This is a genomic window from Flavobacterium sp. TSSA_36, from assembly GCF_051547165.1.
Lineage (GTDB): Bacteria > Bacteroidota > Bacteroidia > Flavobacteriales > Flavobacteriaceae > Flavobacterium.
The window spans coordinates 366,568-382,054 of the sequence record NZ_JBPTTP010000002.1 but is presented as its reverse complement, the minus strand read 5'-3'; the positions used below and the strand labels follow the sequence as shown (position 1 = coordinate 382,054).

The window sequence follows — 15,487 nt, the reverse complement described above, 5'->3', positions numbered from 1 at the left end:
AATCTCTTATTATATATAGCTTTACGCAAAATTAATTGTCGCACATTTAGGATGAACTTGCGACAAAATAAAATTTTAAGTGGAATTATTTTTAATGTCTTTTGCACATGAATAATTCTACAAATTATAACGTTGTTTTTTTTTATTAAATAACCTCACATGTATAAATATATTTAGTAAGTATCTTGTTTTGTCGCAAATATTGTGACTATTTGTGACGAAGAAGATGTTTAGTCTTTGGTTATTGAATTGCTCTCGACTAAAAATTGTTTTCCAAATTCAATATCAAAATTATATTGAAAATTCAAGTCCTCGCTCACTTTATAAAATCTAATATTAAAAGGGATATTATTTGTTTTACCAACTTTTATGAATTGTACTTCTTTCACCGCATTTGTCAAATCATAAAATTCTTCATCTCTACAGGGGTAAATAAAACCACTATCGATTACTTCATATTTACTGCTGTAATAAGCTAAATAAGTTATTAGCTGAAACTTGTCTTCTCTTTGAACTCCCTTTTCTTTCCCTTTAGTTTGAAAATGCTTATACTTGACATCATAAATTCCAATTTTATTATTACCGTAGTCAATAATTACATCAGGAAATATTTTGTTAGTGGTAATGCCATTGGGTATTTCAAATTCATTCTTATTCTTTGGAAGAAGCACTATGGAGTTTTTAATAACTTTACGAATATGATGTTCAAACAATAGCGATATATCGAAAATAAAAGCTGAGAACTCAGATTCAGGGTCACCAAAACTTAAAAATTCATCATTTATAATTCTTTGTGAAAGGTCGTAAACCTCATTGTATTTTTTATAAAAAGGATTTTTAACTTTCTTGTCGCTTTCATTTGTTTTACCATTTTTAAAATGTATTCCATCAAATGTACTTTTAATATTAAGCATGTCATTAAGCATGCCATCGTATTTAGATTTACCTATTTTGGCAATGGCCTTTTTAATGGTTAAATTGATATGGTTTTCATAACTATGCTCTTTATATAAACAAGTTGTCTTGCCATTAAAATAATGTTCAGCGATATAAGCATTAATATCAATACTGCCTTTGATAGTATTTATACTTTCTTTTTTTTGTATGTATGTTTTATAAAGACCATGGGAAAATGCCTTTTTTAATTGCATTTTCCAATAAATGATTAATATCCATTCGCCTAATCCAATGTCATTATTTAAACCGCCAAATCTTTCTAACTCAATAAAACCGCTGGTGTTGGCAATCATGTATTGCAAAAACGAATTTCCAAAACGGCAGTTTATATTGAGCTGATTTCCTTTGAAGTAAAATGAACCTACAATATTTGATGTTTTTATGCTTAGATTTTCGAATGTACTTCCCACAATTTCAATAATTTTCTGGTCTGTATTTGCATCGAATTCTAGATCTTCTAACAATAAATGTTTTGTAGCTTTTGAAATGTCTATACTTTGGATGTTGTCCTTTATTTTTCTCAGGAAATCTTCAATGCCTTCCTTTCTAAGGTTTGGTTTATTTGGTCTTGCATAAGTATTACAATTGAAATCCTCTTCCAATAATAATCTATCTCTAATAAGTACCCCTTGGTAATTATTATCCTTTATTTCCTCTTTAAAAAAATATGAAGCTTTCATTATTTATACTCCAAAATCATTTTTGAACTTCGAGATCTTTTCTTGGGCTTTTTTATCATCACCTAAGCCTCGAAGGTATTCTTCAAGAAGAGAGTAAATGAAATTATTCCAAATAAACTCTTTGGCTTTAGTTACAGTATCAAAACGATCTTTGTTTAATTTGCTTAATTCTAAAATATAAGACTGACCAATTCTATAATTTTTATCTAAGATTGAATCATTTTCAATACTTTGGTTAAGAGACCACAAAGAGTCTGAAAATAGTTTACATTCATCTGATTTCCAGCCTTTAGATTCAAGTAATGAAATTGCATAATAATTTGGATGTACTTCTTCCCACATGAATCTTCTTCGCAAAGCAAAGTCAAAAGCATCAACTGATCGATCTATATTATTCATTGTTCCAATTATGAAAATGTTTTGAGGAACAAAAAACCAGTTTTTCCCATTTTCCCAATAAAAGGCACTTTCGTCATTTGCATCTTTACATAAATGAGCATATTGCGTTCTTATTTTTCCATTATATCCACGATATTCCATGCTAAGCATTAACTCACCAAAAACTTTAGATAATTCAGCCCTATTAATTTCATCAATAATAAAGAAGGCTGGTTCTATCCAGTCAAGAATTGTTAGACCTACTGCTAAATTTTCATCTTTACAACCTAAAATTTCTTTTTGAACATCATTTAATTCATTAATCTTTATTTGCGAAAAGTCATATTTTAGATTTCTGAATTGTTCATTTTCTATAAACTCTTTATTTTCATAAAGCCTAATTTCTAATGTTCCAGAATCTTTACAGAACTGCTTGAAAGAGCCATTAAAGAGTCGTAAATTTCCATCAATTGTTGGTCTAATTCCTTCGAAAAAATCCTCATAAGAAAAACTAGGATGAAATTGAACCGTTTGAATTTGGTGGGAATTATTATCAATCGACCTGCTTACTTTTATGCGATGTAAATCGATAAACTGTCTTGCCGTTTCAAATGATTTAAATGTTTTTCCGGTTCCAGGTGCGCCATAATAAACAATGGCTTTCTTAATGTTGATTTCATTTTCCAACATATAATAGATTTCCCAAGTGAACATTTGTCTTAAAGCAGCATCTGGAGTATTTATAAGTATACAAATATTTTTATGTCTATCGAAATTATTACCAGTAATATCAATATCGAGTTTTGACTTTAAAATATTGCACAGACGATCTAACTTATTTGGAGCATCTGGTGCTGCAAATTTATCAGGAAATAAAGTTCTCAAAAATCTAAACCTTACAGCATCAGTTTCTCTACCTGCTTTTAATAATTGTCTCACAAAATTATCTGCAACTAGTTCGTCTTGAGATGTCAGAATATTGAAAATCAATTCAGAGGAAGCATTTGATTTTATTGTTGTTTTATCAGGATTGTCTGTAGTGTCCCAAATAACACCTTGTTTTACATCACCAATGCCATTTGCTTGTTTGAAAAAATAACGTTCCAGAAACTCCTCAATAGTATTGATTTCACTATTTGAACAGGACATAAAGATTTCACAAACTTTAGCATTTTGTTCCTCTGGTGACAATGAAGTAAAAGTACTTTCTGACAGTAATGAAGTCCTAATTTTTTGCAATAATTCAATATATTTAGACAAGTCGGGATACCAACCATTTTCTTTTGGCTGATTATGTTTGATATAATAGTCGAAGTGTAGTTGCAATTTATTGGTTTGTGTGTTCATTTTATTGTTTTTACTATTAAAATCAAAAGATTATTTCACTCTTTTCAAGAATCCTTTATTCTAGGATAAAAAATATTTTTTAAACTCGTCGCTCACATCCTTACAATTTTTAATAAACTGTTTTGTTTCTACTGTTATATTACTGACTAAATCTATATGCTCATAAGTAATTATAAGCGTTCCTTTTGTGGCACGGCTGGTTGCAACATTGAATAGATTTTGATTCAAATCAAATGCAGGCAGATTAAGGGGTAAATAGATTATTGTTACATCTGATGTTAATCCTTGAATTTTATGAACTGTGCTAATTGTAATCTTCTTGTAATCATTTGATGTTTTACTATAATGGGAATACAAACTTGATTCGACATCCTTGTAAGGTGTTAGGAGCGCTATTTCAATAGTAGGGTTGTTGTTTAACAAGTCTCTAGATAGTTTACAAATGAATTTGAAAACATCATCTTCCGTAAACCCCGTTCTAGAAGGAGAAAGTTTTGCAATAGAAACTCCACCATTATGATGGAATAACGATTTTAACGTAGAATCAAGATTGGTTTTGTTTTCGCTTTCGGCGATACTTTTCAGATTATTATCATAATAGAATCCGGTTAATCGAGCAGCATCAGTTGTTAATCTTCTGGTTTTTGTTAAACGGTATGAAAGATCACTGTTGTTAAAAGCAACAGTTTGTAGCCCATTCACTATTCCCTCTATTTTTGGGAATATTGTTTTTGCTTCTTCCATTTTCAATGCAATAGGAGTCAGCTGTTTATGGTCTCCAATTATTATCACTTTAGAAGCAATGGAGCTAAACATACTTATAGTAGCCAAAAAAGCTTGCGAAGCCTCTTCGATTATCATTACATCAAAACGTTTAGAATTTTCAATGATTTCAGCCTGTTTTTGTGCTAGTTTGTAATATGTTGACAGAAGTAGTTCCCCACGATTTGGTGAAAATGTTTCTACTGTTTTTAATATAGGCAGTACTTTATGTTCCTCAGCCGTCATATTGGTCTTGTAAACTTTTCCTTGATTTAATGCATTATTTAGGCCTTTTTTTAAAGCTATTTCCATTAATGCTTTATTCGTTAATGCTGTAATACAAATTGATTTACCCTCTTTCAAGTAATAATCACAGACTTCGGCAGCTAGATAGGATTTTCCTGTACCTGGAGGTCCTTGGATTAGCGTTGTTCTCTGTTTGTTTACTAATTTTATTACTTGCGCAGTAATGTTATTGGCATTATCCAGATTTGTGGGTTGCCAAATTTCCTCAGCAACGTCTAATTCTAAGTTTAAAATTGCATCATCATTCTGTTTCTGCACATATTCTTTCAATTTGATTAAATATTCAACCGGAGGGTCAGTCTCTGCGACCACAATTAATGGATGAATTTTCTTTATTAAATAATTTTCTTTTAAAATATTTAACAAACCTAATTCAAAACCTGAAACTATAACATAGGACCAATTATCTTCCGTTTTCCAATAAGTAACCGTGTAAATATCTGCTTTAATACCATTAAAGTATCTAGGTTGCAGTGATTCTCGAAATGTTTTGTACGAGAAATTCCATTCCATAGGGTTTGAAGATGCCTCTGCCCCCACAAGGCCTAAAAAATAGGGTTGTTTCATACGAGGAACTTCTCTTTCTCTAAAGCGTAAAATTACATTCCCTTGGTTTTCTTGCACACCCCATATCCGGCCTATGAATACTTTTTTTTCCTGAATCAAAATATTCATTGCAGTATCTGCATATTTACGCCACTCGTCCTCTTGTGCTTTTATCTGATGATCATAAAATGCACTATGTTTTTCTTGTGTTATCTTCATTATTTAGTAATCAGAGTCTTCAGAGGTATTAACATTATTGTAATCAGGGTTCTCTTCATTTCTTTTTATATCGCCATTAAATATAGAGTTATATTCTCTAATGTCTTTCATTTTGAAAATTAGCCAAATTTTGCTTTTGTCGAAAGTACCATTCAATATAGCGTCGGTATGTAAAGCATTGGATTCTGCCTCAACTCTAAAAACCTGAAATTTAGTATTACTAACTTTTAAAAGTTCGTGTTTGTTTTGAAATAAGTAATGATTTAGTTCTCTTTTACCAGTGTTAACAAATAACATGATGTCATCAGCGTCTAGTCTATCCCATGCCGTTGCGGTAAGATATAATAAACCTGTTTTTGCAGAACGACCCATTACGGTATACTTCTTAGTTTTATCTGGAGAATATACAGGACTAAGTTGCGAATATTCGTGAGATGTTTTTAGGTTTTCTTCCGCTTCTGTAACATCAAAACCTTTTTTTGCCAGATAAATAAGTGCTGAAATTAGCGCAGCTATATTTATATCTTTATGAAAATCCTTTGGTATTTCATCGCCAAAAAGTCTTTTCAGTGCCTCAGTTTCTTCGTCGGTATATTCTACTTCGGTTTCTTTTTTCTTTTCAGTTTCGGCAAAATTTCCTTTTGCGAGTTTTAAAGAATTTAAAATATTGTCTGGAAGCACACCTTCCAAGTAGCTCAAAATAAATTCTTTTTTGCTTTCTGCGAGATAATATTCATTATTGATATGAGCTGCATAACCCTCAGAAATTGATTTTATGACTATGCCATTATACTTTATTTCATACGGGAGTTGATATCCCTTATAAATAGCTATTTTATAGCGTGCTTTAAGTACCCATTCCAGATAGTAATCTTCTTCAAAGGCATAGGAATTATTAATGATTTTGGTAACATTTGCTTCCCTAACATACTTCTGTTCGATTATTTTCCAAGCCGCACGGTATGTTTTAGGAACTACCTCATCTGTAATTTTATTTTCGGCGATCAAACTCGAAAAGATATCTTGCTTGTATTCTCCCCAACCTTCATGGACTAAATGAGGAATTTCATTATCTTCCAACTTAAGTAAAGTGTAATTATCAACATTTAATTCGGTTAGAGACGGGAAAAGTAAGTCGATAACTGGTATTTTTCTGTTTTCCAATTTATTGTAAAGAGGCTGTAAAACTATCTTTTTAAGGTTTAAATCATTTTTTGTTTGTTGCTCTGATAGCCAAGTCAACGTGTTTATTAGGGGTACATCGGTTTTAATTAACTCTCTGTTTATATTCATTGGCTCTAATTGCGCTTCTTTTATTGCTTTTCTAAACAATACCACTGGCGATTCAGCACTATTAACCCCCAATAATTGTAAAAACGTATTTTTATCCCCATCAATTTCTTTCCCAATCCAGTTACTTAACCAAATCGGTACTTTTTCTGAATCTATAGCATATTCTTCTTCAAGAATATAAAGTGTTGGGGTAAAACCCGGGATAATGGCTTGATCTACGAAATCTTTAAAATTATTTTCTTTTAAACAGATATCTAGAAATTCTTGTGTTTGTTGATTGAAAAGTTCCGAATTTGTCTCTTCGTTTTTAATGAATAAAACTTTGTCTGTTAGAATCTCTTCATCAGGGTGTTGTGACTGGTAAAACGAAAGGAAGAAAGTTTGGGCAGGATTGTAATATTCCGGTTTTAGTTCATTTAATTCCTTTAGAATTTTTTTTGGGGTCCTGCCTTCCGATTTAAAAAGAGCAATTAAATTTTTATTATCATTGAAATCAACAAACTGTGCTGCAAGTTCCGAGATGGGGAATGCTTTGTCTTTATACTTTGGCAGTATTTCGGATAGTTTTGTTTTAAGGCCAATTTTTTTATCATGAAAGTAAATATCTTCGGATATCGCTCTTTCAAATAATGGGTGATTATCAATTACTATTTTTTCACGAAATGATTTGAGTTTCACGTCATCATTAATCACACTTAGAATTGCCAGTTTGAGTATTTTAAATTCGTCGGATTCTGAATCATAAGTTTTGCTAGTGTCAATACTAACAGATTCTATTACTGACAAATATTGTAAACTTAAATCAGCATCCTTTGCTTGTAATATAAACTTGGCAAAAGCTGGTGTTGCCAGCCCATTTTCTAATCCATATTTTAGTAAATCATTAGCTTCTAATAAACCTAATTTTTTTCTATCTGCTGTGTAAACCTCTTTTGGTAGCAATTGCAGCTGCGTGTTTAAGTCTGAAGCTTCAATAAAACTCACTAAATCCTGATTATCTGAGTAGTATTGTGTTCCTCCTCCAGAAGGTGCCATAGAGTATTGCTCCTCTGTTTTGGTGATGGAAAAATTTGTGAAAAAGGTGTTATTTCCTTCCGATTGTAACCAATCCAGAAAATAATTTATAGGCAGGACATCAAAAATAGCGGTTTTATTAAAAACAGTAGCTATGTTTATTTCTTTACTCCCCAAAGCAAAAGGTGCTTTTAATTGCAAAGCAGCATAATGCGGTAAAATTTCAACAGATACAGTTTCGATTATTGTTTTGACATTTGTATAGCTATCTGGGGATAATTTTGTCATGCTATCCGGCCAATAGATCGTTGTAGGCAAAACAAAGGAACTAGATCCTGGAATGAATGCCCAAGGGATTTGTGAAAAATCTATTATGCGTTCTTCGGGTTTTTCTTTGTAGCGGTTTAAAATGTAATCGTAAAAACCTTCAATGTTTTCGGTAGTAAGGGCTGCACTAATTTCATTGAAAGTAGCCAGGTTGCAAAATATTTTTTCTAAAATATCCCCTTGTTTTAACAGTTTCTTTCTGAAAACTTCCGATAAGGCATTTTCTTCATCTGAGTCGATTACAAAATCTGACAGCCATAGTGGTAGGTTTTCGCAGGTATTTGATAGTAAACTAGCCAATGGTTTTAATGCACTATTAGCTTTTTTAGATTTGAATAACGATAAGGATTTTGCGTATTTTGCTTTCCCTACCTCATCCAGCGTTTCGAAAAAAGTTAATAAAGTGTTTTTTTCAGTTGCCGTTAGTTTGTCTACTTGTTTTGCTGCTGCAATATGCTCGTATAATTTTACATCCGTTTTTAAGTAGGAATCCTGAGTTAACATAGCCGTATAAATATGCTTGTAATCATCGGCATTGCAATAAAATTCCGAAAGTTTAAACCCTATATTTACCAATAAACTTTCAATGCTTTTCGTTTTACTTGTTTTAAAAATAAAATCGGCAACATTCAATGCTTCATTTAATGATAACACTTCATTACCAATTCTAATAAATGGTAATGCTAGAATCCAATCTGAATCTGAATCATTTTTTTTACAGTAGCTGTCTAACCATTTTAGAAATCTTAAATATTTATCATCATCTGCTTTTTGTAATATGGTTTTTAAATATACTAGATTTTTTTCCTCCTGTAGTGCTTCCTCCAATAAATCAGGTTTATAACATTCAATATTTAAATATTTCTTTTTTAGGCTTGATTTATTTATTGCAATATGGGGAAGTTCTTTTTTTGATTTAGAAACTTGAGTAAAAAATTGTTTTCCAAATATTTCCGAAATGCAAGTGTCATCAATAATAATTTCATTACATTTTTTTAAAGTTCCTTTAGCATCAATAATGAAACTTGTCGACGAAAGGGCATCTTTTAGGCCTTTGTTGAAAGCAATGTTTATTGAGGCCAATTCCTCATTTTCTTCGTCGAGTAAATTTTCAGGTAAAAGATTTAAATAGGATTTAGCATAAGAAAACACAAGCTTATCATTTACCACATACTTTGTTTCTCCAAGTTTAGCAATCCATTCGATACAAATTCTTCCTAAATGGTAAAAAATATAGTGATTCCATTTATTCTCAATTTGAATAAATTCTCGATCCGTTTTGCTTACAAAATCAGCATTGACTAAGAAAGGAAATCCAAATCTTTGGTCAGAAGTTGGTAAGTAGTTAAAAAGGATTGAATCGTCCTTATCTAACCTTTCAACTTGATTTTTGTCAACCTTAGCTGATAATGAAATTATAGTTTTATCCAGTCTACCGAGTTTTTCGGGAATATTATCAAGCTTATTACCTTCTTCATTGAAAAACTCAATTTTACCACCTTCAATTTCTCTTTTTTGAAAATTTAAACCTGTTTTAGCAAAGTCTTCGTTGTTAATGTTTATTTCAAACTCGTGTTTGATATAAGATGCAATTAGCTCCTCATTGCTATAAATTCCTAGGTTGTTATATTCTTCCTTTATTGCGATATCAACAATTTGTTGACTATCCTTATTGTTACTAATGTATTTAAATTTTTTTGTCTTACGTAGAAAAAGCAAAAAACGGGGTTCTTTTAAAAGGCCTAAAATCATACCATTGTAATCCTTTTGGCGTAAAATATTTTCCCCTATTTCTAAAGCAATGGCAACTTGATTATTAGTAATAAAGTTTGAAGATTTTAATTCATTATTGATATTGTTTTGTTCTACCCAGATTGGTTTTATCTGCCACGGAATTCTATCTATATTTGTGTATTCCTTTTCACTTCCTTTGTACTCCGTTTCGAATTCTTTTTTTGCTTTTGGAGTCAAACTGTCTGAATAGCCTTTATATAAACCGTAGAAATCTTTATAAATAGGTTCTAATTTATCGAATTTAAAAAAATAGTCCCCTGATTTGATATATACTCTAGTAGAATCAGTAAACACAGATTTGAAGCCAATTCCTTTATAACCGGTTTGAGTAAGCCCCTTTGATTTAGTGCTCTTAGCTGCATCTGAAATGGCGGTTACATCTTCTCTATCAAAAAATTTTCCGTTATGTAGAAATAGTAAATGGTTTTGAAGTAAATTAATTTCAATATTCACTGGTTTACTTCCGTCTGGCATATCATCCGCATTTTGAATTAATTCAAAAATAAAACGTTTGGTATGTGTGTATAATTCTAATTCATTTAAGGTTAATTGACCGGCAATAGTCGCGGCATCACCAGGAGTATGCCCTTTTTTGTAAAACCATTGCTGGATAAAATCTTTAGGAGCGATATGTTCTTCTTTTCTTATTAGTACATTTTTAATTTTTAAGGCAAAAGGGTTTACCATTCTCTTTTCATCATCTGCCAATTCTAGTTCTATATCATAAAATTTACCGTCCTCTAGCCCAGGAATTACATTGCCCTTGAAAGTTACCTTTCTATCATATTTAAGTTCTGCAGTTTTTGGATAAAAAATTTCTCTATCATTCACCGAAAAATTTTGAAATGCACCTTTATTGGGATTAAAATATTTCCCATTCTCCTTTTTTGGAATAACAAATTGTCCTACGAACTTGAAATGATCTGTTCTCCACACTCTTTTTAATGTTGCTATCGCTTCTTCTCTTGCTATCATTTTTATTTTAACTTTTAAAAATCCCCTCAAAATGCTCCCAAGCCACTTTATAATCTTCAACCCTGTCACATTTATCAAAAGGCGCGAAATACGTCATTTTTTGACCTTTGTACAATTCGCTTTTTTCAATGGTGTGTTCGTAAGTTTCGCCGGCTTTCATTTCTTTGATGGTGTTCCAAACCGGGCGGTCTAACCCAACACCTGTTAAGCCTTTACTACACGTAAATACAATATTTCCTTTGGTATCGTACCAAGTGTCGTCTTCGTTTTGTTGCAGTACCGGGAATTGTACGTTGTAAATTAAGCTTAACTCCTCTAGCGTTAAGCCCAATGCCATAGCGGTAATGACATCTATTTCTACCAAGGCTTGCCGACGCTCGAACCAGTTGCGCAACGGCGTACTCCATTGCCATTCTTCAGTAAGTGTATCAAACGGTTTTAAACGGCTGTCATTTTTACTCCAATTATCTTGAGTAAAACTTTCTTGCCAGTTGTCCTGCCATAATGTTGCATAATGTTTGTTTAAGCAATTGAGCTGCAAGGTGCGGTTGAATAATTGCGATTTGTATTTTTCTTCGATGCCTAAGGGAAAAGCGGAAAGTCTACTATCAGTGAGGTTTGATGCTCCAATCGTTTTCATAAAAAAGTCAAGTGTAATTGAAGATGTTAATCCAATTAATTCAATTAATTTTTTTCTTTCTTTAAAAATTATTGAAATTACGCCATTGGTATGACTTGTTTTTTGGGGTAATAAAGCACTAGATAGCGTTCTTTCTCCGGTTTGGCTTAACATTTTTCGGAAACCTATTTTATAATACTCAATCCAATTATCATAAATGTCATTATCAAATTCGTCTTTTTTTCCAGTATTGAAACCTTTTATTAATTTTGGAAAAAGTTGTTTGTTATTGTCTGGAATATAATTGGTTCTAGCGGTAAAGTTTTCTTTTATTAAATTAAAATCAATTATGTCATAATCTGAATTTAATGTACAAGTTTCTGTAGGTGTTTTATATAATGGGTTTGAAACAAAAATATGTGGACCACTAAAAATCATTTCATAGTTATTTATATCCGGAAATTGAGTTTCTCTTTGTATAGTTCCACCATTTACATCATTTGTTTCATCCCAACACATAGTAATTTTACTTTCGTAATCATTAACGGAAGACTGAAAATTGCTTAGTTTTTCTAATACACTAATGATAGATGAGGAATGTATAGATACTAATTTTGCTATTTTTCCATCCTCTGAATTTTCAAATGTTTGAGCAAGTACTTTTAATTCTTTTTCTGTAAAGTGAACTAGCCTGTCTGAGTGTGGTTTGATATTCCAAACATATTTTCCATTTGCTTCATCTTTAGTTTTTATACCAGTGGCAACTCCTGATTGATTTGGAATGAAACATCCATCAACAGTTGATGGATGAAATAAATTATTTATTGATTTAAAATCAATATCTAATTTTAATCCACTATATATATTTGAACTGTAAATATTATGATGATCAATTTCAGCAAAAAGGACTAATTCATTTTTATACTGAAAATGATACCTTAATCTCGGATAAATCTCTTCTCTTAAAGGTTGCCCGTTAGGGTCATCATAAACCGTTTCCGGATGAATTAATCCCATATAGCCTTGTTTGGCTAACATATTAAACCCATTTTCTAAAATGCATTTGTACAAATTGGTTTGTTGTCCTTTCAATAAAGGATAGTTTTGGTAGGCATTCAAAAAAACACTGGCACATTCTGTACCTATATTTTCATTAATGTAGGCTTCTTTTTGGGTTTCTATGCTAAAGTATTCGCTTTGCATCGTGCGTATTTGTGGTGCGGTTACGCTACGAATATCCACCTCAGGAAATTTCTCGGAGATAATGCCTTTTTCTTCAAAGGTAATTTTCAGCCAAGGCGGGTTTCCTGCAATCAAATCAAACCCACCACGTTCCCAAAACACTTCCAGAAACTCCAGTTGCGGGTGAAAGAAAAAGTATTGTTTGGCGAGCTGGCTTACTAAAACTAATCGTTGGTTTTTGTCAAACAAGTCTTGTTGTTGGGTGCTGTCCACCACTACATCGGTAAAAGCTTGGTTTTCGGCAGCTGAGGTTCCTGGCTCCAGCGCCATACTTAATTGTACAGTAGTGTCAAATATATTTTGTTGGCCTTTTCTATTTTCAATTCCATCCAAAGCTTTGTTGACATCAAGCTTGAGGATTTCTTCAATGTCTTGCCAGTATTGTCTGCGGTTGGGTATGGCGGCTGCTTCGCGCACATCCCAAAACCACAAACTACACCAATAGTCCATCACCATTTTTAGTTTGAAATAGGGGGCGTTGTGACGGTTGCGTTGGTCGGCTAAACGTTCCTTTTCGTCATAGCTGCGCATCTCAGCCGTAATTTGTTGAACGGGTACGCCAAAAATATGTTGTTTGGTAGCCGTAGCCTGGTTTATGGAGCGTTGAAATTTGTAATAGTCCGTGAGCAGTTCGTCTATTTTGGTGCTAATGGTTTTTAGTTTTTCTACTTCGGTTTTGGAGAGTGGCTTGCACCATTCTTTTTTCCAGTTGGTCACTGCTTTGTTTTCGTTTTCAAATTCCGCTTTCAGCATTTTAATCCCTGCGGAGGCCAACATATTTTTATCGGGCAACAAGAAATGGTAAATCTCGTCCTGCTTGCGGTTGTGTTTTATTTTATCGTAATCAAGAGATGGCTTGAATTCTAATAAGCGAGGGGCTTTGTCCCACCATTCTTTTTTGGATTGTTTTGTAGCTACTGTACCATTTTTGTCTAAATCTACCATTAGATCTTTGGCATTGTAAACTTTCAACCAAGCACCCACCACGGCATTTCCTACTGCCAAACGGTTGCTAAAGAAGGGGGTTTCCATATCTTTATGAATCACGTTGAGCCACAAAGAGAGTTTACCCAACTCAATAGCCGTAGGGTTTAAATCGACACCGTAGGTATTGTTGGTAGCGATGTAGGCTTTCACGCGTTGCAGTTCTTCGAGGTATTTGTCCGGAGCCACACGCCATTCGTTTTTGCCACTATCGCGGAGTTCTTTTTGGCGGTAGTTCAAATAGGCATCGGCTACCTGATTGATCATTTCGTTGTGAAAGGCAGCGGCACCCATTGCTGGTTCCAATAGTTTTAGTTCCAGTAGTTCGACTGCTTTCATTTCGCCTTTTTCCAACTTTTCCAAGATGGGTTTTAGGGTGTATTTTACGGTACACTTAGTCAAGACTTCGGGCGTATAATAGGAAGCTGATTTTTGGCGGTCACGACCACTCAGGCGATAGACAAAAGTTCCTTTTTTAGTAATGATGTCTTGCTCTTTGCTGTCTTTTAGAATTTCTTTTTCTTTGAAATCATCTCGACGGGAACGCGGCACCATATAGGTTCCTTCATTCGGTTTTCCTGCTTTGTGAACTTCGATATAATCTTGCTCGGCATAAAACCCACGAAAGGCCAGTAAACTTTCGTACACGCTACCCAATTGGTTAATTCCTAAGTTGGCATACGAAATACGTCCACGAGTTTTGTTTTTTTGTTGTCGGGAAAGTGACAATTGACAAATGATATCTTGCCAGGTTTTATTACGGAATTTTACTTTGTGCAAATGATACAATTTGCGGTTGTCAAAAATAGGCGAGTCGATATGACGCACACGGAAACTTTTGTTGTTACCGTTTTCCTGTTCTCTATAACCTGAACTCAACACATAGAATAATTTGCTTAAGGATTCGTGAAAGAAATAGCCATTGATACTGCTTTCGGAATACAAAGGCACTTGTTCGAGTTCACGCAACATTTCCAGCGAATAGCCTTTGTTGTAAATAGGGTCATTGCTTGGTAAAATATCTAAATCTTCCCGGCTTTCGGCATAGAAAATAAAGAGTAGTCGATAGATGATTCGCAAACAGTCGTCTTTGATTTCCTGTTCGAAAGTATCGTCGGTCTCGTCTAGATTTTCCTTGATTTGTGCTTTATTGTGGTGGTACCATATTGCTTCATTCGCCAAAGCTTCGACGGCATTGATAATCCCTTCTTTCAGGTCTTTGGTAACTTCGTAGGCACTTTTGTGGCTGTCTTCGTCTAATTGGTCCAGCAAAATCATATTGCTATCTGGTGCCAAGGTTTCTTTTCCCAAAAGGAAATAAAACAGGGCGTAGTAATTGGCATTTCGGTTGGCTGTGGCTTCGTTGAATAGTTCTTCTAAGTTAATTTCGAGGTAACTACCACGCAAGAACTTTTCATGTTCTAGTAAGAATATTATATTACCAGCTAAAAGCATAATGAATTTCGGACGGTTACACTGCTCTAAACCAAAAAGAAATGATATTGCTTCATGAACAATAACTGGAGAAATAGAAACACCAGTAGGGATACTGAAAACCTTATCCCATTGACTGCGGTGGTAGCGTTGGGGTGGATTAGACAATTCTTCTTCGGCAACGTTGTATTGTTGTTCAAACAAGCCATCGGGTTCCGTATCGTCTTCACGGATTAGCGCTTGCATTTCCATTATCATCACATGAGGTTGGTCTCCACGGTATAAAATATGACGCACCGGAATCACTTCCTTTTCGGTTAAATGGAATAAATTTTTGTATTGCGGATGGTCGCCATCATAGCCCAACACATTGAGAAGGAAAGAATGAAACTTATGGGTTTCTTCAATTTTATCTTTGATACGTAGTTTTCCCTCAATAAACAATTGTTTGAATCGGAAGAAACGGTCTTTTAAAGGTGTAATTTTTTTATTGAATTCTTTGATGTCTTCGGCGGCATAACCCGTTTTAGACAACACTTTGGAAGTGAAATCTTCATCAAAATAATTGGTAGAGAAATAATCGCCGGTATTTTTTAGAAACTTTAGCATT

General features: G+C 33.3%; 5 protein-coding genes. All 5 read right to left on the bottom strand.

What is annotated here, in order from left to right; genetic code table 11:
- Positions 1–230: 230 nt before the first annotated feature.
- From ACSVH7_RS05720 to ACSVH7_RS05700, 5 genes are read right to left on the bottom strand one after another with little or no spacing between them, the layout of a single operon-like run.
- Positions 231–1,637, bottom strand: coding sequence for a 5-methylcytosine restriction system specificity protein McrC (locus tag ACSVH7_RS05720; RefSeq protein WP_438065730.1), 1,407 nt, complete (start codon positions 1,635–1,637; stop codon positions 231–233).
- A 3-nt stretch (positions 1,638–1,640) separates the two neighbouring features.
- Positions 1,641–3,362 (bottom strand): AAA family ATPase, encoded by a 1,722-nt coding sequence (locus ACSVH7_RS05715; protein ID WP_438065729.1) that lies wholly within the window; start codon positions 3,360–3,362, stop codon positions 1,641–1,643.
- Between the two features lie 60 nt (positions 3,363–3,422).
- Positions 3,423–5,195, bottom strand: coding sequence for an AAA domain-containing protein (locus ACSVH7_RS05710; protein ID WP_438065728.1), 1,773 nt, complete (start codon positions 5,193–5,195; stop codon positions 3,423–3,425).
- A gap of 3 nt (positions 5,196–5,198) precedes the next feature.
- A complete protein-coding gene (locus tag ACSVH7_RS05705; RefSeq protein WP_438065933.1) occupies positions 5,199–10,667 on the bottom strand; it encodes a sacsin N-terminal ATP-binding-like domain-containing protein in 5,469 nt (1,822 codons plus the stop codon).
- The gene (locus ACSVH7_RS05700; RefSeq protein ID WP_438065727.1) at positions 10,606–15,486 is read right to left on the bottom strand and encodes a hypothetical protein; all 4,881 of its coding nucleotides are present in this window, start codon (positions 15,484–15,486) and stop codon (positions 10,606–10,608) included. The genes ACSVH7_RS05705 and ACSVH7_RS05700 overlap by 62 nt, the downstream gene beginning before the upstream one ends.
- Position 15,487: the final 1 nt, after the last annotated feature.

Bases quoted from the DNA above. Each gene is read 5' to 3' on its own strand.
- ACSVH7_RS05720 (WP_438065730.1), bottom strand. From the start codon at position 1,637: ATGAAAGCTTCATATTTTTTTAAAGAGGAAATAAAGGATAATAATTAC.
- ACSVH7_RS05715 (WP_438065729.1), bottom strand. From the start codon at position 3,362: ATGAACACACAAACCAATAAATTGCAACTACACTTCGACTATTATATC.
- ACSVH7_RS05710 (WP_438065728.1), bottom strand. From the start codon at position 5,195: ATGAAGATAACACAAGAAAAACATAGTGCATTTTATGATCATCAGATA.
- ACSVH7_RS05700 (WP_438065727.1), bottom strand. From the start codon at position 15,486: ATGCTAAAGTTTCTAAAAAATACCGGCGATTATTTCTCTACCAATTAT.